At 65.4% G+C, this 19,167-nt stretch carries 20 protein-coding genes and 1 pseudogene; 8 read left to right on the forward strand and 13 right to left on the reverse strand.

Annotated features, from left to right (window positions below; all coding sequences use genetic code 11):
- Both MFM001_RS25000 and MFM001_RS22985 read right to left on the reverse strand, forming a co-directional pair.
- Positions 1 to 236: pseudogene (locus MFM001_RS25000) on the reverse strand (hypothetical protein); the annotation flags it as partial.
- Between the two features lie 185 nt (positions 237 to 421).
- A complete protein-coding gene (locus MFM001_RS22985) occupies positions 422 to 1,309 on the reverse strand; it encodes an SAM-dependent methyltransferase (RefSeq protein WP_116377569.1) in 888 nt (295 codons plus the stop codon).
- Between the two features lie 47 nt (positions 1,310 to 1,356).
- Between MFM001_RS22985 and MFM001_RS22990 the strand changes: the two genes are divergently transcribed.
- Positions 1,357 to 2,760, forward strand: coding sequence for a PLP-dependent aminotransferase family protein (locus MFM001_RS22990; RefSeq protein ID WP_116377570.1), 1,404 nt, complete (start codon positions 1,357 to 1,359; stop codon positions 2,758 to 2,760).
- A 4-nt stretch (positions 2,761 to 2,764) separates the two neighbouring features.
- Here MFM001_RS22990 and MFM001_RS22995 read toward each other — a convergent pair whose 3' ends face one another.
- The 5 genes from MFM001_RS22995 to MFM001_RS23015 form a co-directional block, all read right to left on the reverse strand.
- A complete protein-coding gene (locus MFM001_RS22995) occupies positions 2,765 to 3,292 on the reverse strand; it encodes a cupin domain-containing protein (RefSeq protein WP_116377571.1) in 528 nt (175 codons plus the stop codon).
- A gap of 20 nt (positions 3,293 to 3,312) precedes the next feature.
- Positions 3,313 to 3,813, reverse strand: a complete 501-nt coding sequence (locus MFM001_RS23000) for a Dps family protein (protein WP_116377572.1) — start codon at positions 3,811 to 3,813, stop codon at positions 3,313 to 3,315.
- A gap of 28 nt (positions 3,814 to 3,841) precedes the next feature.
- Entirely contained in the window at positions 3,842 to 4,387 is a 546-nt protein-coding gene (locus tag MFM001_RS23005) for an NAD(P)H-dependent oxidoreductase (RefSeq protein WP_116377573.1), read from the reverse strand.
- 64 nt (positions 4,388 to 4,451) lie between these two features.
- Positions 4,452 to 4,898 (reverse strand): cupin domain-containing protein, encoded by a 447-nt coding sequence (locus MFM001_RS23010; protein WP_116377574.1) that lies wholly within the window; start codon positions 4,896 to 4,898, stop codon positions 4,452 to 4,454.
- 36 nt (positions 4,899 to 4,934) lie between these two features.
- Positions 4,935 to 5,585 carry an HD domain-containing protein gene (locus MFM001_RS23015; protein WP_116377575.1) on the reverse strand — a complete coding sequence of 217 codons (651 nt, stop codon included), beginning with the start codon at positions 5,583 to 5,585 and terminating at the stop codon, positions 4,935 to 4,937.
- A 108-nt stretch (positions 5,586 to 5,693) separates the two neighbouring features.
- On the opposite strand from MFM001_RS23015, the gene MFM001_RS23020 reads away from it, so the two are divergent.
- The gene (locus tag MFM001_RS23020) at positions 5,694 to 6,668 is read left to right on the forward strand and encodes a GlxA family transcriptional regulator (protein ID WP_116377576.1); all 975 of its coding nucleotides are present in this window, start codon (positions 5,694 to 5,696) and stop codon (positions 6,666 to 6,668) included.
- A 17-nt stretch (positions 6,669 to 6,685) separates the two neighbouring features.
- Here the strand turns inward: MFM001_RS23020 and MFM001_RS23025 are convergent, their stop codons facing one another.
- Complete coding sequence (locus MFM001_RS23025; protein ID WP_238159353.1) at positions 6,686 to 7,384, reverse strand: GDSL lipase; 699 nt, start codon at positions 7,382 to 7,384, stop codon at positions 6,686 to 6,688.
- A gap of 88 nt (positions 7,385 to 7,472) precedes the next feature.
- A complete protein-coding gene (locus MFM001_RS23030) occupies positions 7,473 to 8,714 on the reverse strand; it encodes an acyltransferase (protein ID WP_192887032.1) in 1,242 nt (413 codons plus the stop codon).
- 187 nt (positions 8,715 to 8,901) lie between these two features.
- Here MFM001_RS23030 and MFM001_RS23035 point away from each other — a divergent pair, with 187 nt between their 5' ends.
- The 5 genes from MFM001_RS23035 (at position 8,902) to MFM001_RS23055 (ending at position 13,472) form a co-directional block, all read left to right on the forward strand.
- Positions 8,902 to 9,324, forward strand: coding sequence for a Fur family transcriptional regulator (locus tag MFM001_RS23035; protein WP_116377578.1), 423 nt, complete (start codon positions 8,902 to 8,904; stop codon positions 9,322 to 9,324).
- 36 nt (positions 9,325 to 9,360) lie between these two features.
- A complete protein-coding gene (gene katG, locus MFM001_RS23040; RefSeq protein WP_192887033.1) occupies positions 9,361 to 11,541 on the forward strand; it encodes a catalase/peroxidase HPI in 2,181 nt (726 codons plus the stop codon).
- A 211-nt stretch (positions 11,542 to 11,752) separates the two neighbouring features.
- Positions 11,753 to 12,211, forward strand: a complete 459-nt coding sequence (locus MFM001_RS23045; protein ID WP_116377580.1) for an STAS domain-containing protein — start codon at positions 11,753 to 11,755, stop codon at positions 12,209 to 12,211.
- 36 nt (positions 12,212 to 12,247) lie between these two features.
- Positions 12,248 to 12,784: a hypothetical protein gene (locus MFM001_RS23050; RefSeq protein ID WP_116377581.1), complete on the forward strand. Its 537-nt coding sequence runs from the start codon at positions 12,248 to 12,250 to the stop codon at positions 12,782 to 12,784.
- 7 nt (positions 12,785 to 12,791) lie between these two features.
- Complete coding sequence (locus MFM001_RS23055) at positions 12,792 to 13,472, forward strand: alpha/beta fold hydrolase (RefSeq protein WP_116377582.1); 681 nt, start codon at positions 12,792 to 12,794, stop codon at positions 13,470 to 13,472.
- Here the strand turns inward: MFM001_RS23055 and MFM001_RS23060 are convergent.
- Positions 13,469 to 14,686, reverse strand: coding sequence for an alpha/beta fold hydrolase (locus MFM001_RS23060; RefSeq protein WP_116377583.1), 1,218 nt, complete (start codon positions 14,684 to 14,686; stop codon positions 13,469 to 13,471). The genes MFM001_RS23055 and MFM001_RS23060 overlap by 4 nt on opposite strands.
- 122 nt (positions 14,687 to 14,808) lie before the next feature.
- Here MFM001_RS23060 and MFM001_RS23065 point away from each other — a divergent pair, with 122 nt between their 5' ends.
- Positions 14,809 to 16,026, forward strand: a complete 1,218-nt coding sequence (locus MFM001_RS23065; protein ID WP_116377584.1) for an acyl-CoA dehydrogenase family protein — start codon at positions 14,809 to 14,811, stop codon at positions 16,024 to 16,026.
- 69 nt (positions 16,027 to 16,095) lie between these two features.
- Here the strand turns inward: MFM001_RS23065 and MFM001_RS23070 are convergent, their stop codons facing one another.
- The 3 genes from MFM001_RS23070 to MFM001_RS23080 form a co-directional block, all read right to left on the reverse strand.
- Complete coding sequence (locus tag MFM001_RS23070) at positions 16,096 to 16,665, reverse strand: XRE family transcriptional regulator (RefSeq protein WP_116377585.1); 570 nt, start codon at positions 16,663 to 16,665, stop codon at positions 16,096 to 16,098.
- 94 nt (positions 16,666 to 16,759) lie between these two features.
- Complete coding sequence (locus MFM001_RS23075; protein WP_116377586.1) at positions 16,760 to 17,635, reverse strand: Rieske 2Fe-2S domain-containing protein; 876 nt, start codon at positions 17,633 to 17,635, stop codon at positions 16,760 to 16,762.
- A gap of 69 nt (positions 17,636 to 17,704) precedes the next feature.
- Positions 17,705 to 19,156 (reverse strand): DUF4185 domain-containing protein, encoded by a 1,452-nt coding sequence (locus MFM001_RS23080; protein WP_116377587.1) that lies wholly within the window; start codon positions 19,154 to 19,156, stop codon positions 17,705 to 17,707.
- Positions 19,157 to 19,167: the final 11 nt, after the last annotated feature.

The raw sequence follows: 19,167 nt of genomic DNA on the forward strand, positions 1-19,167 counted from the left end.
GGGCCGCCGCCACCGGTCGGACCACCAGGGACGCCTCCGCCGCCACCCGGGCCGCCCGGTGCAGGCGCCGGCGCCGAAGACGGCGGGATCAGGCTCACGCTCGTCGTGGTCGTCGGTGTGGTCGTGGTCGTGGTGGTTGTCGGGCCACCCTTTTCGCCGTGGCCACAGCCCACTGCCAGCGAAAGCGCGGCGGCACCGCCGAACAGCGCGAATGCGATTCTCGGTTGGGATTTCATCAGGCCCTCACTCTCGTCTCTAGCTCGCACTGTCAATTCAAGCCGGGCTGTCTGTACCCGCGATGTGCAAGGACAAAACGTGTAACCGGCCATCCGTTTCTATCGCACTTTTGGTTGCGCTGCTTGCCGATCAGCCACGTTTGATCACGTGGCTTGTGTCGCAAGCAAATTCGCGAAGTGTGGTGTCAGATTCGCTGGGCGGTGGCGATTCCGAGCCAATCGTCGTCCGAGAGACCGCGCGTGCCCGCTGGATCGTAACGCCGCAAAAGCGCGGACACTGTCGCGTGATCGGCGCCTTTGAAGCCATGCGTGGCAAACAGTTCATCCAGCTCGATCGCGGTGAAGCCACTGCGGTACGGTTCGCCGCGCCGCGCCACCATGCGGGCCACTCGGCGGGCGCTTTTCCAAACAGGACGTGCGGTCATGACCCCGGCGTCGATGTAGTCGACCACGAGGCGGCTGGCCGGAGCGCACAACTCTGCCAGGTCGGCGAGCGTCGCGTCGATCGCATGGCCGGTCAGATACATGCTGACGCCAAGCCAGACGACGACACTGGGTCGCGCGGGATCGAATCCGCTCTCGATCAGCCGCTTCTTCAGCACGTTTTCTTCGAAATCGCATGGCACCCAGACTGTTTCAGCAACAGCTGGCACCGGAAGCAGCCGCTCGGTCACCGGGCGCTTGTCCTTTTGGGTTGCCGGCGCGTCGACTTCGAAGATCGTCACCGGCTTCTCGGCCATCCGCAGGCTGGTGGTGTCGAATCCGGCGCCGAGTAGCACGATCTGACCGATGCCGTCGCGGATGGCCGCCTCGCATGCCTCGTCGGCATAGCGCACCCGCAACACGATGTGCGCATGCAACCCGCCCCACCGCCGATCGAACATCCGCAGGGCCGCGCCGGCGACTATCCGGTGCACCAACATCGCCCGCAATACCGGGTAGCGGACAAAATGACGCGAGTACGGGTCGTCGAGCAGCCGCCGCCCGGACTGCTGCAGCGTCTCCGCCGCCCGTTGCGCAGCGTTGATCTGTGCGGTCAAACTCGCCTTACGGTCCAGACGACGGCCGGCCATGCGCTTGAGGCTACGACATCACCGGTTCGGATGTATGGTCCAATTCAATGCCAGATTTATGGACCAGTTGGCACGGCGGCGTCGACTTGCATCTCGAGCTGCCGCCCGGCCATGGCCGGCGCGCGGCGCTCGAGGATGCGCTGCGCCAAGCGATTCGGGAGGGCCGATTAACGGCCGGCGAGCGGCTGCCGTCCTCGCGTGCGCTTGCTGCTCAACTCGGGGTGGCGCGGGGAACGGTCGTCGAGGCCTATGCGCAGCTGACCGCCGAGGGTTATCTGCGCAGCCGGCCCGGCGCGGTGACGGAGGTTGCTCGCGGACCGGCTCTGACCCCGTCGGGTGCTGCGGAACCGGTTCCTCCGCGCATCGTCGCCGATTTCCGCCTCGGCCGGCCCGATCTCAGCATGTTTCCGCGCGCGGAGTGGCTGCGCGCGCTGCGACGAGCTTTTGCGGTCACGCCGCATTCGGACCTCGGGCCGCTGGATCCGCGGGGATCGTTGCGGTTGCGCACCGTGCTGGCCCGCTACCTGGGCCGAGCGCGCGGTGTGCTCACCACGCCCGAGCGTTTGGTGATCTGCAGTGGGTTCACGCAGGGGCTGCGGCTGGTCTGTGATGCGCTGGCTGCCGCCGGCGCCCGTTCGATCGCCCTGGAGAACCCGTGCCTACCGGACCACCGCGCGACGGTGATGGCTACCGGCCTCGATGTCGTCCCGCTCGACGTCGACGGCAGCGGCGCCCAGCCGGACGGCTTCACCGCCAAATCTGTTGCGGCGGCGCTGCTTACGCCGGCGCACCAGGCGCCGCTCGGCGTGACGCTCGCGGCCCACAGACGCGTCGAGTTCTTACGGATCGCTGCACAACGGGGCGCCTATCTAATCGAAGACGACTACGACGGGGAGTTCCGCTACGACCGCCATCCCGTCGGGGCGCTGCAGGGGCTCTCCCCCGAACAGGTCATCTACGCGGGCAGTGCCAGCAAGAGCCTGGCTCCGGGAGTCCGGCTGGGCTGGCTCGCCGTGCCGGCCGACCTGCTGGACGCCGTGGTCGAGGCCAAGCGACGAGCCGATCGCGGCACCGACGTCCTCGCCCAGTTGGCCTTCGCCGAATTGATCGACTCGGGCGCTCTCGATCGCCATGTCCGGCGGATGCGCCGCCACTACCGCCAACGACGGGATGCGCTGCTGGCAACCCTTTCTCGTCATGCACCCGCGCTGCCGGTTCATGGGGTCGCCGCGGGTCTGCATGCCGTCGTGTCACTCCCCGAAGCCATCGCGGAGGCCGACGTCTTGGCGGCCGCCAATAAACGACACATCGCGCTCAGCGGCCTGGCGCCGTTCTGGCATTCCGAAAGCCAAGGCGCACAAGGCCTTGTGCTCGGCTACGGCACGCCGCTGGAAACGGAATACCCGGTTGCGCTGGACCATCTCGGACAGTTGTTGCGGGTCTTCTGGTAACGAGTCAGTGGGTGGGCTGCTTGAGTCCATATCTGTCTATGACGTCGTCCAGCCAGTCCGGTGTCCCGTAAGTGATTCCGTATCTCTCTGCCAGGCTGAGGAACTCGGGCAACTCGTGCAGCTTGCTGCCGGCTGGATGTGAGGCCATCAGTTCACTCAGCTCCCGAAAGTAGTTCTCGAAACCGCCCGGAGTGATGACCTCGATGATGCGACCAGGCTCGTTGCCCGCGTTCCACATCGCATGCATTTCTCCTCGCGGCTTGGTGATGTAACCACCTGGCTCGAGGACCACCTCGGTGTCGTCGGAGCGAAAGCCGATCTTGCCCGCGATGACAATCGAGTGCTCGTCCTCGCGAGAGTGCCGGTGCGGTGCGGTAATCGCCCCCACCTCGAATGGATGCTCGACGATCGCCACCTCGCCGCCGTTGTCGAAGCTCGACAGCTTGAACACCGCGCCAAAACCGGGCAACGCCACCGTTTCTCCCTGCCCCGGCTGCACCACGGTGACTTGGGTACGGAACACATCAGTCATCTCGCATGCCTCCTGTTGGCTTACGCCGTGCCGTTTTCCGAATTGAGCAGCCAGGCCTCTTTTTCGAGGTCGTCAATGATGGCGTGCAGCAAGTCGGCGGTCGAAGGATCGGCGGCATCGACATCGTCGTGCACGGTGCGCAGGGTGCCCACGACGGCGTAGATCCGGTTGGTGATCATGTCGACGGCTTCGGCGGCGTTGAGTAAACCGGGCGGTACGGAGGGAACCGTTGTGGTGGCAACGACTGTGTCGGAGCGCCCATCTGGAACCCCGTCCAGCGCCCGCATCCGTTCTGCGATCGTGTCGCTGGCTTGGCGCGCGGTATCAACGATGCTGTCAAGCTGCAAATGCAGGTCGCGGAAGTTCGTGCCGACCAGATTCCAGTGCGCTTGCTTGCCCTGCAGGTGTAATTCGATCAAGTCGACGAGCACCGCTTGCAGGTCCGTGAACAAGCTGGCCGGGGCGCGAAACGGCTGGACCGTGTCGGCCGCACGGCGATTGGTGGACAGTGAAGTTGTCATAGCGGACTCCTTAACGAGTGGATTGGGTCTAGGTTGCGGCGGCCAGCGTGGTCAGGATGGCGGGCAGCTTGGCGATGATTTCCTCGTCGCACACGGGAGGCGTATCGGCAAATCGCGTCGCCGCGCGCGGCACTGAGAGAGTGGCCTCCTCTAGCACGGTCGCTCCCGCGACGCGGGCTGTCTTCCGGGCATCATCATGTGCCCATGCCCCGCCGTAGCGTCCGCCGGATGTGCCGATGACGACGACGGGCTTTTGGAAGATCGCTCCCCGAGGCTGGGGGCGTGAGGCCCAGTCGATCGCATTTTTGAGCGCAGGCGGGACGGTTCCGTTGTATTCCGGAGTGACCAGTAGCAGCGCGTCGGCGGAGCGCACCGCGGCACGCAGCGCGTCGGCCGACGACGGAATGGTGGCCGGCTCATCGATGTCTTCGTTGTAGAACGGCACATCGCCCAGGCCCTCGTAGATTTCGACCTCAATGCCATCCGGTGCGAGCTTGACGGCTGCCTCGGCGAGCTGGCGGTTGTAGGAACCGGCGCGCAAGCTGCCTATCAAGGCCAGAATTCGGGTGGTCATCGCAAGTCCTTCCGTTGTCAATCAGCAAAAGCAGCAATCGATCCACGGTTGTGTCGTCGTGCAGTCACAGCTTCAGTGTTGCCAGTCGGTATCCGTAACGCCCCGCAATCTCGGCCAAGCGGGCCGCATCTTGGGCAGTAGGTGGCGGGGAACCGACAGGTCGGCCAACTTCACGAAAGAAGTTGCCCATGTGTGCCGTTGTGATGACCAGGTCGACGGCGGGTTCGTCGGACACGTTGCGAAGTGCGTGTGGAACATCGCCGGGCACCCGGATGTAATCGCCGGCGTGGGCATCGCGCCATTTCATGCCGCCGTCGTTCTCGATGAGTACTTGGAAACTGCCGGCGAGGATGTAAAAATCCCCGAAATCCTTGTGACTGTGCAGCGGCACGGTGACGCCGGGCGGCATGACCACCCGCATGACACAGAACTCTCCGTTGTCCTCCGGCGTCATGAACTCAACGATGGCTCCGAAAACATCCAACGTTTCTCTGCCCTTGGCTGGTGTCATGGTTGTTCTTGCCTTCCTTGGGTGTTCGGATGTGGACTATTCGGGCCAGCCGCTGTTGAGGATCGCGGTGACCATGTTGTCGCGGACGAATGCGGGATCGAAGTGCGCGAGCACGTCGGCGTTCATGGTCCCGTAGGTCGTTTGCGGACGGTGCCGCATGCCGTCGTTGAATGCCTGCAGGATACGGTTTTTGAAATTCGGACGCGGATGGGCAGAGGTGACCGTCGCGAGAGCCTCGGGCGAAAGGTCATCGCGCCCGATGCCCAGCACATCGGTTTCGACACCGACTGTGACCAAGGCGATTTCGGGATCGAGAAACTCGGGTATTCCCGGGGTGGTGTGTAGGGCGATGCCCAGCCACACCTTGTCGGCCTCGGCCTTATCGACACCACGCTGCAGCAGGAACTCTCGCGCCGCATTGGCGCCGTCGATTTCGAACCTCAGCGTGGAGGCGCGGTAGCGCTCGGTCAGGCCCAGGTCATGAAACATCGCCCCGACGTAGAGCAACTCCAGGTCTGGCTGCAGACCTCGGCGGCGGCCGTGAAGCGCCCCGAAGAGAAAGACCCGCCGGGAATGGTTGAAAAGCAGATCGTCTTCGGCATCACGAATGAAGTCGGTGGCGTCGCGTACCAGCGCGGTGTCAGGTATCGCGATACCGGCAACGGTATCAATCGATTGCGCAGCCATGATCAATGCTCCTCGGGTGGGTGGCCTGAAGCCAGTCTGCGGGGTCAAAACGCGATCGAGACACGGCTATCGAGCCGCCTTTCCCACAGAAAGCGACACAATGGGTTCGTGGCAGATGTCCGGGCGGATTCGCGGGTCGTAGTGATCGTCGTCTTCGACGAAGTGACGCTGCTGGATGTCGCCGGTGCGGCCGAGGTCTTCGCCGAAGCCAACCGTTTCGGCGGCGACTACCGCATCAAAGTCGCGTCGCTGGACGGGCGCGACGTGACGACGTCGATCGGGACCCGGTTGGGCGTCACCGACAGCATTGCGTCGATCGAATCCGCTGACACCGTAATGGTCGCCGGCAGTGATGATCTGGCCAGGCGGCCGCTCGATCCGGGACTTGTCGAGGCCGTCAGAGCGGTGGCGGACCGGACCCGGCGGCTGGCGTCCATTTGCACCGGGTCATTCGTCCTCGCGCAGGCCGGCTTGCTCAATGGCAGACGCGCCACCACACATTGGCGCGACGCTCGGTTACTTGCCCGCGCTTTCCCCGATGTCAGCGTCGAGCCAGACGCGATTTTCGTGCGCGACGGCGATGTCTTCACCTCGGCCGGAATCTCGTCGGGCATCGACCTTGCACTCGCATTGGTCGAAATGGACTACGGCACAGAGCTGGTCCGCGATGTGGCGCGGTGGTTGGTCGTGTATCTCAAACGCGCGGGCGGGCAATCGCAGTTCTCGGCGCTGGTCGAAGCACATCCGCCGGCGCAGTCGCCGCTTCGCGCGGTTACCGACGCGATCGCCGCCGACCCGGCCGCCGACCACGACGTGAAAACCCTTGCCGCGCGGGCGTCTTTGAGCACGCGGCAGCTGACTCGACTGTTTCAGTCCGAGCTGGGCACCACCCCGGCCCGCCACGTCGAAATGGTCCGCATTGACGCCGCCCGTGCCGCGCTCGACGCCGGCCGGAGCATCAGCGAAACCGCTCGCATGGCCGGGTTCGGCAGCACCGAGACGCTTCGGCGGGTATTTGTCAGCCGTCTCGGCGTGTCACCGAAGGCCTACCGGGACAGGTTCCGCACGACAGCGAGAGAGTGACGCCGCCGCAGCGTAATTCAGGTCAGCCGGGGCAACTGCGCACGGATCAGCGGCGCGATCTTGTCGGCCATGTACTCGTGCCCGGCGTCGGTGGGGTGTACGCCGTCGGGGCCGATCAGGTCGGGCTTGCCGACGAACCAGTGCTCGGCGATCGGATCGACGAACGTGGCGCCCATGGCCCGGGCCTGATCGCCGATGATGTCGCGAACCTGCAGCACGGCCTCGGGCGGATCCGCGGTCGGCCACGGCGGACCGATCACCAGAAGTCTCGCCGCCGGCGCCGTGCGGTGCGCCAGATCCAGTGTGTCGTGGGCCATTTGGCCGAGGAGCTCGGGTTCGACGCCTTGGTCGTTGCGCGAGCCGAAGAACACCACCAGCGCGTCGTTGGGGCGCACCGCCCTGGCGGTCAGGTCCTCGAAAACGCTGCCGTGGTCGCCGCGTACCGCGTAGCCGGCTCTGCCTTCGGACGCCACATCGGGTGCAATCTGGACGCCCTGCCGGGAAAGGCTGACCCATGCGCGTGAGGTCCACGCCTTCGATCCCAGGCCGCCCTCGTCGGTCCCGGTGGTGTACGAGTCCCCGATGACCGCGACGTGGTTGACCGAAGAACCCCGAGTGAGCGTTCGGTAGGGCGCTGGCGCCCGGTATCCGCTGACCATGCCGATCATGCCGATCGCAAAGGTCAGTGAGACGACCAACGCGGCCAGGCGACCCACCGTTACCTCCACTGTTCAAAACGTCGTCGAGCAATGCCCCGTGTTAGCGGCATCGTATGAGGAAAAGTCTGGAATTCGACGCGATCAGCTAGCCAGCGCGCATGGCAATCGCCTTGCTGCGCTCTTCACGGGCGCCGTCGATCGGTTGGAGTTTGGCCTTCACCGGGCCGGCGCCCAGGTCGATGTGCGGCTCCGCTCCCGGAGCCCCGACGTCGACCATCCGGCGCATCCACCGGCGCGCGGGCTCCTCCACGAAATGGAACAGCACGATCGCAATGACCGTGGCGATCGCGAGCAGGCCGACGACCATCAGCTTGCCTCCGAAGCCCTGCAACGTGAGCTCGAACTGGCGCGCGGCCCATATCCAGGCGGTGTGCACCAGTTCGTGAACCATGTACAGGCAGAACGAGATCTCGCCGCCGAAAACCATGGCCCGCAGCGACAGCAGCCGGGGCAGGCTTCCGGTGCCCATCGCGAGCGTCATCACCAGCGGCACGAACAGCACGTCGACCAGGCCGTCGCTGTCGATGACTCCCGGTATCGGGAATGCGTCGAGCAGGTACAACAGCCCCACGATGGTGGCGGTGAGCAGCAGCGAAACGTACCCGGCACCGCGCCTTGCACGGTCAGTGAGGCGCAGCCGCATGACGGCGGCGGCAACCAGTGCTCCCGCCGTGAATTGCATGACGATGCGCGGCAACCAGCTCCACGGCGTGTAGAACTGGCCGCTGGCCAACAACAGGAAGACCGGCGGCAGCGACGCGCCGAAGGCCAGGAAGACCAGGCTTCGGGCTCTGGTGGCGTGCGCCATCCGGAAGATGACCAGCACCAGCGCACCAAACAGCAGATAGGCCAACCATTCGGCGCTGATCGACCATGCCGGGCCGTCCCAGCTCGATCCGTCGAAGTACGGCTGGAACCACAGCTGCACCAGCAGAACCTGGCGCACATAGCTGACGGCGGTCAGCCGGCTGATGTCCTCCGATGGCACGTGGCCGACGTGCAGCGTGAAGATCCACCACGCGGCTGCCAGGTGCAAGGTCACCAAATAGACCGGCCAGACCCGGGCCAGCCGCAGCCACAGGAAGTGCAGTGTGGCGCGGGTAGACCATGACCAGCCCATCCGGTCCAGATAGTTCCAGGTCAACACGAAGCCACTGAGGATGAAGAACAGGTCGACGCCCTGCGCGCCGCAGTTGAGCACCGGTGCGAGGGCGTCGCTGAAGTCGGGTGCCGATTCCCGCAGCAGCGGGCGAAAGTGGAACAGCACTACCCACACGGCGGCGATGATGCGAAGACCGGTGAGGGCCTTGATGTCTCCGCTGCGCACAACACTCTTTCCGGGACGTCGCTGCTGGTTTCGTTCGCGCCACTGCGTCGGCCGGCCGGACAGGGCCGCCTCTCACGCGGCAGCGTGAGGAGAGTATCAGTGCGATGCCCCGAATGCCGCGTCGGAACGCCGGGACACAGCCCCGCAAAGTATTGACTCATTCCAGAAAAGGGGCAATATTCCTACTGTGTCCTCGAGTCGGGATTACGCGGAGCAACTGCGTATGGCCGATTTGCGCGTGACTCGCCCCAGGCTGGCGGTTCTGGAGGCCGTGCAGGCGCATCCGCACGCCGATACCGACACGATCTTCGAAGCGGTCCGATTCGACCTGCCCAAGGTGTCCCGTCAGGCCGTCTACGACGTCCTGGCCGCGCTGACCGGCGCGGGCCTGGTGCGACGAATCCAGCCGTCCGGCCACGTTGCCCGCTACGAGTCGCGGGTCGCCGACAACCACCACCACCTCGTCTGCCGCTCATGCGGAGCGATCGCGGACGTCGACTGTGCCGTCGGTGAGGCGCCCTGCCTGATCCCGTCGGACGACAACGGCTTCGACCTCGACGAGGCCGAGGTCATCTATTGGGGCCTGTGCCCCGACTGCTCGACATCTTGATCACCGATTCACCTACCCCCGAAAGGAAGCACCCCGGTGTCAGAAAGTGAAAACCCGGCAATCCCCTCCCCTACTCCGCAGGCGCACCGGCCCTTGACCAACCGGGACTGGTGGCCCAACCAGCCGGATCTGTCGGTTCTGAAAAAGCATGCGCCGCAGGCAAATCCGATGGGCGAGAGCTTCAACTACGCGGAGGAGTTCAAGAAGCTCGACCTTGAGGCGCTCAAGCGTGACCTCGTCGAGGTGATGACGACGTCGCAGGACTGGTGGCCGGCGGACTACGGCCACTACGGGCCGATGTTCATCCGGATGAGCTGGCATGCGGCAGGCACGTACCGCATCCACGACGGCCGCGGTGGCGGCGGCGAAGGCGCCCAGCGCTTTGCACCGCTGAACAGCTGGCCGGACAACGTGATCCTGGACAAGGCCCGTCGATTGCTGTGGCCGGTCAAAAAGAAGTACGGCAAGAAGATCTCCTGGGCCGACCTGATCATCTTCGCCGGCAACTGTGCCTATGAAGCCATGGGATTCAAGACGTTCGGGTTCGGCTTCGGCCGAGAGGATATCTACGAACCCGAGGAGATCTTCTGGGGTCCCGAAGACACCTGGCTCGGCGACGAGCGGTACGCCGGCGCGCGGGAGGATCTTCACCCACCGTTCGGCGCCACCCAGATGGGCCTCATCTACGTCAACCCGGAAGGGCCCAATGGCGAGCCTGATCCCCTCAAGGCGGCCATCGACACCCGTGTGACATTCGGCCGGATGGCGATGAACGATGTCGAGACCGCCGCGCTGATCGTCGGCGGGCACACGGTCGGCAAGACCCACGGTGCCGGTCCTGCCGACCTGGTGGGTCCCGAGCCGGAGGCGGCCCCGATCGAGCAGCAGGGCCTGGGCTGGAAGAGCGCGTTCGGCAGCGGCAAGGGCCGGGACGCGATCGGCAGTGGCCTCGAGGTGGTCTGGACGCCTACCCCCACGAAGTGGGACAACAGTTTCCTGGAGACCCTCTACGGCTACGAGTGGGAGCTGACCAAGAGCCCCGCCGACTGCTGGCAGTGGACTGCCAAGGACGCCGAGCCGGTGATCCCCGATCCGTTCGACCCGTCGGTAAAGCGCCTCCCGACAATGCTTACGACGGATCTGGGGCTGCGGATGGATCCGATCTACGGCAAGATCACCCGTCGCTGGCTGGACCACCCCGAGGAGTTGGAGGAGGAGTTCGCCAAGGCGTGGTACAAGCTGTTGCACCGCGACATGGGACCGATCAGCCGCTACCTCGGCCCCTGGGTTGCCGAGCCGCAGCTGTGGCAGGACCCGGTACCCGCCGTCGACCACAAGTTGATCGACGACAAGGACATTGCCGCTCTGAAGAGCAAGTTGCTCGAGTCCGGGTTGTCCATCCCGCAGCTGGTGTCCACCGCGTGGGCCTCGGCGGCAAGTTTCCGCGGCACCGACAAGCGCGGCGGCGCCAACGGTGCTCGGATTCGCCTTGCGCCGCAGAAGGATTGGGAGATCAACAGCCCAGCTGAGCTGGCCAAGGTGCTGCCGGTGCTCGAAAAGGTCCAGCAGGACTTCAACGCCTCGCTGTCCGGCGGCAAGAAAGTCTCCCTGGCCGACGTGATCGTGCTGGGTGGATGCGCAGCGGTCGAAGCGGCGGCGAAGAAGGCCGGGTTCGACATCACGGTGCCGTTTGCGCCTGGGCGCACCGACGCCACTCAGGAGCAGACCGATGTGGAGTCGTTCGCCGTGCTCGAACCGAAGGCCGACGGGTTCCGCAACTATCTGCGAGGCGGCGAGAAGTTGTCGCCGGAGACCCTTCTGGTGGACCGGGCCTACATGTTGAACCTGACCGCTCCGGAGATGACGGTCCTCATCGGGGGCTTGCGTGCACTGGGCGCCAACTTCGGCCAAACCAAGCACGGCGTGTTCACCGACCGGCCCGAGACGTTGACCAACGACTTCTTCGTGAATCTGGTCGACATGAACAACGAGTGGAAGGTTTCGGAGTCCACGGAGAACGTCTACGAGGTTCGTGACCGCTCAACGGGCCAACTCAAGTGGACCGCCACGGCCGTTGACTTGGTGTTCGGTTCGAACTCGCAGCTGCGCGGGTTGTCGGAGGTCTACGCCGCCGACGACGCGAAGGAGAAGTTCGTGGCCGACTTCGTGGCCGCGTGGGACAAGGTGATGAACCTGGACCGGTTCGACCTCGCCTGATCGGCGCCTTAACCAGCGGCACCCCGCGAGCTAAGCAGGCTCGCGGGGTGCCGTGCATAGAATCCCCACGGGTTATCCGAAAGTTCTTTCTTAGCAAAGTATTAAGCGTTGCACCCGGTGACCTTAGAGTAGCCCATTAGCGTCGCGATCAGGTTGAGGTCAATTCCTTGCCCGCGTATTTCAGCAACCTGATTGAGAAGTGAGGCCGCTAATGACCGAATCGCTTGGCACGGCAGGTTCCTCATTCACACCGCGCTACGGCAGTCCGGCGATCGACTGCGCCGGCGCGCAAGTCCGGGCGCAGTGCCGCCACTTGGCGACTGTGGTGACGATCAGCGGTGCCATCGACGCGATGAACGTCGAGCGGGTCACTGAGTACAGCAGGCATTTCGTTCTGTCCGACAAGCCCATTGTTTTGGACCTGAGCGGTGTGGATTGTCTGGCCTCCGAAGGCATTCGCCTGCTGTACCGCATCGATGACGACTGCCGCACCGCCGGAGTCGAGTGGGCTCTGGTCGCAAGCCCGGCGGTCAGCCGCGTGCTGCAGATCACCAACGATGAGGGCATGTTTCCCGTCGCCGAGTCGGCGCACGAAGCACTGCACTACTTCGCCGACGCCATCGCGGCGCGCCGTCGGCTGCTGATGCCGCTGCTGCACAAGACGGCGTAACGCCGCAGGCCACCGCGCCGCTGCACTTTTCTCGGTATGCTGCTGGTCGTGACGTCGAAACCATTAGCGCTTGCCGCCGCGGCGCTTCTTCTCGCGGGTTGGGGCGCGACCTCCGGTGTTGCGACCGCCGACCCGACGCCGTCGCCGCAGCCTCACCAGCCGGGTCCGAAGCAGCCGGGTCCAGGTCCCGGGCCGGCGCAGCCGGAGCCAGGCCAACCGCAGGCGCAGGGGCAGCCGAAGACCACCATCGACCACGACGGCAAGTACGTCGTGGGCACCGACATCGCCCCCGGCGTCTACACCTCCGCGGGCCCCGTCAACAAGGGCGCGTGCTACTGGAAGCGGCTCGGAGCCGGCGACAACGGCAGCGAGATCCTCGACAGCGCGATGACCAAGAAGCCTCAGGTCGTGCAGATCGAGGCGAGCGACAAGGCGTTCAAGACCGACGGCTGCCAGCCCTGGCAGAAGAACGACTCGGCAACTCCCGATACCGGCCGATCGCCCGCGGAAACCAAGGCGGGGATGGACATCCTGAACGGGATCCTCAACGGAGCGCAACCGCCGAAGTCCTGATTGCGGCATGGAAACCGTCGAATACGCACCCCGCAGGCTCGTCGACCTCGTCGGTGATGCCGACCGGCGGACCGTGTTGCTGTGGCACGGACAGCAGAGCAATGCCCGCGCCGCCGTTCGCCCGTTGGCCGAGTTGGTGGCCGGCCATGGGCTGGCCGTGGTGGCGCCCGACTGGAATTCCCACGCCGACGACGGCGGCCGCGACGATCTGCTCCGCTCGGTGGAGTTCGCCCGGCAGCGAACGACGGAGCCCGACAAGCTCGTGCTCGTCGGCTGGTCGCTGGGCGGCGCTGCAGCGGCCGGGCTGACCGCGCAGGCACACCGCTACGGCGTGCATTTCGCCCACACCGTCTGTCTGGCCGGTGCATTCATGGTGCCCGACCCGATCACCGGAAAGCAGCCGGCCGCGTGGCTGCCCGATGCGCAGAACCGCTCGCCGTTCACGTTGCTGCACGGCGTTGCCGACCACGCCGTTCCGGTCGCGACCAGCCGCGACTTCGCATCGGCGCTCGAGCAGAATGACTGGCCGGTGGAGTTGGTCGAGCTCGCCGCCGACCACGGCTCGATCGCCGGCGCCGGCTACGACCCTGTCGCAGACCGCTATTCGCCCGGCCAGGACCGCGACACGTTGGCCGTCGCGTCCGATGTGGCCGCCCGCATCGCTGCCGCAGCCGGGATCGCGCGTTAAGGCTGGGCAATCCAGTCCCGCAGCTTTGCGTAGACCTGCGGGTGGTGCAGCAGATCGAAATGGTGCAATCCGGCCAGGGTCACCCCATGCTCGGGTTCGAACGGAATCGACCGCGACGTGCCGCGGCCCGCGGCACTTGCCGGCCGCACCAGGTAGTCGCCGGCGACAATTCCGACCAGCGCCGGCGCGGACGTCGTCGCCACGAAATGGTAAGTGGCGCCGGGAAGAAACGGTACTTCCCGGCAGCGATCCCGCAGAAACTCGTCCGGATCGGCGTCGCACCAGTCCTCGTCGAGGCAGGAGCCGAAGCGCAGGTCTTTGACCCCGGCACTGCGGGTGTTCAAAAAGCCTGCAATCGCACGTGTTTCGGGCAGCCGCGCCATTGCCCACGACGCAACGTTGACGCCCTTTTCCAAATCGGCGCCCAGATGCGGTGAGCCGAGGCAGACAACATGACTCACCGCGCCGGTCCATTGATGTTGTTGCTGCGCGCCGTAATGGCATGCGCTTCGTATCACCAGACCCCCCATCGAGTGGCCCACCAGCACCAGCTCATCGACGGGAACAGGCCATTGCGTATGCAGGCGGTTCAGCAAGTCGGCGAGCGTGCGGCCGTTGACCGATATGTGCAGCCCGGTGTTGTACCGCAGGTAAATCGGCGTGAATCCGAGATCGTCGCGCAGGCGTTCGCCGTAGCTGCGCCCGTCGTCGCCCTCTCGCGGCGCGCGAGACCAGGACCACTCGGTCAGGCACCAGCCGTGCAGGAAGACGACGACCCGGCCGGTGGCCGCCGGAAACGTTGTGGCCATCGACTCGGCTGTGACGGGAATCGGGTTGCCGCAGTGGCGGATTTGCATCTCGCCGGCGAATTTGTTTCCGTGATCGGCCAACTGATCGCCGTAGAGTCCGTTGAGAGCCGCAATGGCCTTGGCGATTCTGCGGCGTGTTACCAACTCGTCGTCGCCGTCGTCGCCCCACACCTCGGAGGCCACCGAGCTCGCTGCGCGAGCCGCGCCGCGAATGCCGCTGTCCACGCCGCGATAGATGTTGTGCGCGAGCGCGTTGTGCACCGCCCTGGTCGGTGCCGCGGGCGGCCCGATCGACGCGAAGACCCGCTCGGCGATCCCGGCATGCATCCCCCGCACGAGCGCCGTCACGACTGCGGACGCCTCCCCGGCCAGCTCGCCAACTGCGCGGATGTCGCTGCGCTGCATCGTCACACCCCCAACGTGTCCAGGTCCCCTCCCCGATGATTTGTGCGTTGAGTATACAAGCGTTTACTGTGTGCGCGGTCGGTCTACACTGGCGCGTGCCCGCACACCTGATAGGAGCCCTGATGGACGCCACGTTCTCGATGGAACTGCCCGAGGAGGTCGTGCACGTCCGTGACTGGGTACACGAGTTCGCCGAGTCAGTGATCAGGCCGGCGGCGGCCGAGTGGGACGAGCGGGAGGAAACGCCGTGGCCGATCATCCAGGAGGCCGCCAAGGTCGGGCTGTACACCCCGGATTTGTTCGCGCAGATGGCCGCCGAGCCGAGCGGACTCGGCCTGCTGACCGTGTTCGAGGAAACGTTTTGGGGCGACGCCGGAATCGCGTTGTCCATTTTGGCCACCGGGCTGGCCGCGGCGGCATTGGCAGCCAATGGGACTCCGGAGCAGCTCGCCGAGTGGTTGCCGCAGATGTTCGGCACTCCGGACGACCCGAAGCTGGCCGCGTTCTGTTCGTCGGAGCCCGGCGCCGGATCCGACGTCGGAGCGGTGCGCACCCGGGCCGTCTACGACGAAGCGTCCGATGAGTGGGTGCTCAACGGCACCAAAACCTGGGCCACCAACGGCGGCATCGCCAACGTGCACGTGGTGGTTGCGTCGGTGGATCCCGAGCTGGGCACTCGCGGCCAGGCCACCTTCATCGTGCCGCCCGGTACGAAAGGCCTGTCGCAAGGCCAGAAGTTCAAGAAGCACGGCATTCGCGCGTCCCACACCGCCGAGGTGGTGCTCGACGACGTGCACATTCCGGGTGAGCTGATCCTCGGCGGCAGAGAACGTTTCGAGCGTCGGCTGGCGAAAATCCGTTCGGGTGAACGGACTTCCAGCCAGGCCGCGATGATGACATTCGAGCGCACGCGCCCGGCGGTGGGTGCCATGGCGTTGGGTATTGCCCGCGCTGCCTACGAGTACGCGCTGGAATATGCTTGCCAGCGCGAGCAATTCGGCAAGAAGATCGCCGAATTCCAGGCCATCGCGTTCAAGCTGGCCGACATGAAGAGCCGCCTCGACGCCTCCCGGATGCTGGTGTGGCGGGCAGGCTGGATGCAGCGAAACAACAAGTCGTTCAGCTCAGCCGAGGGCTCGATGGCAAAACTGTACGCCAGCGAAACCGCGGTCTACGTCACCGACGAAGCCATCCAGATTCTCGGCGGCAACGGCTACACCCGTGACTATCCCGTCGAGCGGATGCATCGAGACGCCAAGATCTTCACAATCTTCGAAGGAACCAGCGAGATCCAGCGACTCGTCATCGGCAGGGCGCTGACCGGTCTCACGATCCGCTGACCCCCGGGCCCACGACACGGCGCCGTTCGGCCTTGGTCACGGTGGGGCCGAACGGCGCCGGGTCAGCGATCAGTGTGCCGCGGCCTCAGCCTCGTCGTGCTCGGCGCCGTTGACGGTCAGTTCCTCGTCCCAGCCATTGAGATGCGTCTCGGCCGGCGGCTCGACGTCCTCGTCGCCGACCACCTCGCGCAGCGCGGCGATCAACTGGTGGACCTTCACGACCTCTTCTTCGGTGGGAGTCGCGCCGGCTTCCAGCTCGTCTGGCAGCTCGGGACGCAGCCCGACGCCGCGGGCCGCTTCCTCGGCCGACAACTTGGCGCGAATCCGCGCGGTGTAGAGCTGTTGGCCGAGACTCGATCCGGGCGCAGACGCAGCGCGTGCCATCAGGTCGTCGTAGCGTCGCCGAACATCGCTGAGCGCCACGATGACCGAGGATGTGGACCTGCTTTGAGTTGCTGCATCAGTCAAACCCGCGCGCAGTTTACGCAGACCGGAAAGAACCACCTCGGCCCGTTTCTGGAACTTCTTGTCCTCAGGAAAAGGCAAAGAATCAATGGCAGCCCGGTACATGTGCATCGCGGCCTCGGCAAGACTGACAATGACTTGCGCTTCGCCTTCATTCGGGTCGAATTCGCCCATGGCCCCTCAATTCTGTGTGGTGTCCGTCGTCGACTGCACGGACGAGAGTATCGGTAAGGGTGCCGAGGCAACAATATGCGGTACCGATTTTGCGCTAGCCGCGCGAGACCCGGCGAACCTCGATCCGTCCGTCGGTTTCACGCACCTCGAGCGCCGGCTGGCTGACCGTCGCCGGACCGCGCAGCAGGGTGCCGTCGCGGATATCGAAGCGTGAGCCGTGGCACGAGCAGGTGACGACGTGACCGTCGAGATCGCCATCGCTGAGCAGACACCCGCGGTGCCCGCAGCGATCGTGGATCGCGTACACGCGGCCGTCGAGACGGGCCAGCATCACCGGCGTATCTTCGACGTCCGCCGAACGTGGTTGTCCCTCGGCCAGTTCGACACCCTCGACCGCGGTCCACTCCCCCGGACCGGGATCGAAGGCGGTCTGGTTGACGCCGACGCCGCGGACATAGGCCATGTGGCCGCCGAGATAGCCACTGGCGCCGAGCAATCCGGCGCCCGCCAGCGCCAGCAGCGTGCCTTTGACGCGTGCGCCCCGGCGACGGGCGAGCAGCGAGGCGCAGTAGAGCAGCAGCGCGGAAACATTCGCCTGGGCGTGAACCAATCCGACGCGGCGGACACCTTCGTCGGACAACTCGGTGTCGGCCCAATCGCTGAACCCGGTCACCGCCGTGGGCGCCGCTGCGGCAACACCCAGCGCGATCAACCGCCGCGCCGCGCGGGCACCGGCGCGCGGTGCGAGCACATCCAACAACGTCGCGGACAGGAACGACCCGATCACCAGATCTGTCATCGGCGGGTGAGCCGGGTGACCCAGCCACGTCCCGCTGATCGCGTCTTTGAAGGGCTCCGGCGCGAATAACTCACGCAGCTTTTTAGCGAGGGCCTGGGCCGGAGCGTCAAGAATGCCGGCGCGCTCGAGCGCGTCGATCAATGGTCGTGCTGGTGTGGAAACGGGCGTCATGAGAGTTCCTCTTGTCAGCGGTTCTCATGCAATACCCTTCCGGCAAGCGCCCTACACGACGCGCCGCGGCTAGGGCAGCTCGGTGTGCATCAGCATCACGTCGTAGGCGGACCACAGCGACAAATTGAAGTACAGGTCCTTGCCCGTCGACCACGGATGCATCATCGGCGCGTAGATGCCGCCGGGCACCTGGAATGACGACACCAGCAATTGCTCCGGACTCCACGGTCCTTGCGGAGCCGGGGCGGTCCGCGCCACCACGTCGTTGGCACCGTTGGTGTAAAGCACTAAGTACTGCTTCAAATAGTTGTTGTATTGCGCCGACATTTCGCCGACCGGACCCGGGATAACCGGGGTGGCCGCGCCCGGGTTGTTGGGGACCCAGGAGTTCGAGTCGCCGTTCCAATATTGGTATTTGGTGACGTCCGGGATAAACCCTTGCGGAACCCGCGCCAGATACGCCGAACCGCCGCGGCCGGACGGCGTCCCGAACGAATAGACGTAACCGTCGCCGGTACGCATGAACGCGCCCATCTGGAAATTCTCATTTCCAGGGACGTATCGGGCACCCGGAACGCTCTCCTGCGAGACTGAGCGGACGGTCCCTGGGTAGACGCCCCAGCTTTGGCCATTGTCGGGAGACATCGCGATTGCCGAGTAGTTCGTCGACCACTCGCCGTCGCGGCCCCATTCCCTGATCGACATGAAGTTGACGTACTGGGTGCGGCCGACGGAGATGCCTGCGGTGGGAATGATCCCGGTCTCGTGCGGCGCCGCTTTGATGCTGTTGATGACCTGTTTGGACATCCCCGTTTGCCATACCGGCGAGCCGGAGTATCTGTCGTTGACTACGCCTGGCGCCACGGCAATTCCATCGGCCAGATTGCGGTCCGCGCTGCGGAACAACGTGTTGTACCGCCATTGCTGGCCCTTCACGCTGCAATAGCCGAACGTGTCACCGAACGCCATCAAGACCTGATGGTTGGCAGGATCGCCGTTGTCCCAAAGGATTCCGAGGTCGGTGCCTGAGATGCCGAAACGTTGAAGGGTCTGGTTCGGGCCGTTCGGCCCGGTCACCCACTCGACCAGCGACGTCGGAGCCCCTGCGATCCCGGCGGGCGGTGCTGCATCCGGCGGCGCCTGCTCGGGGGCCGCATTCGGAACCGGTTGAACCGCATTGGGCTGCTGCGGGTTGCCCGGTGGATTGGGTCCGGGCGGGACCACCGCCGCCTGCTGTCGCACCGGCGCGCGGCCGCCGGGGTGAAGCAACGACGAAATCAGCGGTCCGAGTCTGGGCAGCGGCGCCTGCTCATTGGCACCGCGCGGCTTGCGCCCCGTCGGCGGTCGCACGACCGGCCCAGGCATCGGCACCTGAGGTGTCATGGGAGGCGGCTCGACGTTCGCTTCGGGCGCGCTGCAGGGCAACGCGGCCGCAGGCGGCGCGAGGCCTACCGGAAGGATGAGTCCGACTACGGCCGCCGACACCACCGATAGCGACAGGATTCGAGGAACCGGCGACACGTCACACCTTT

The organism is Mycobacterium sp. MFM001 (genome assembly GCF_003402475.1).
Taxonomy (GTDB): Bacteria; Actinomycetota; Actinomycetes; order Mycobacteriales; family Mycobacteriaceae; genus Mycobacterium.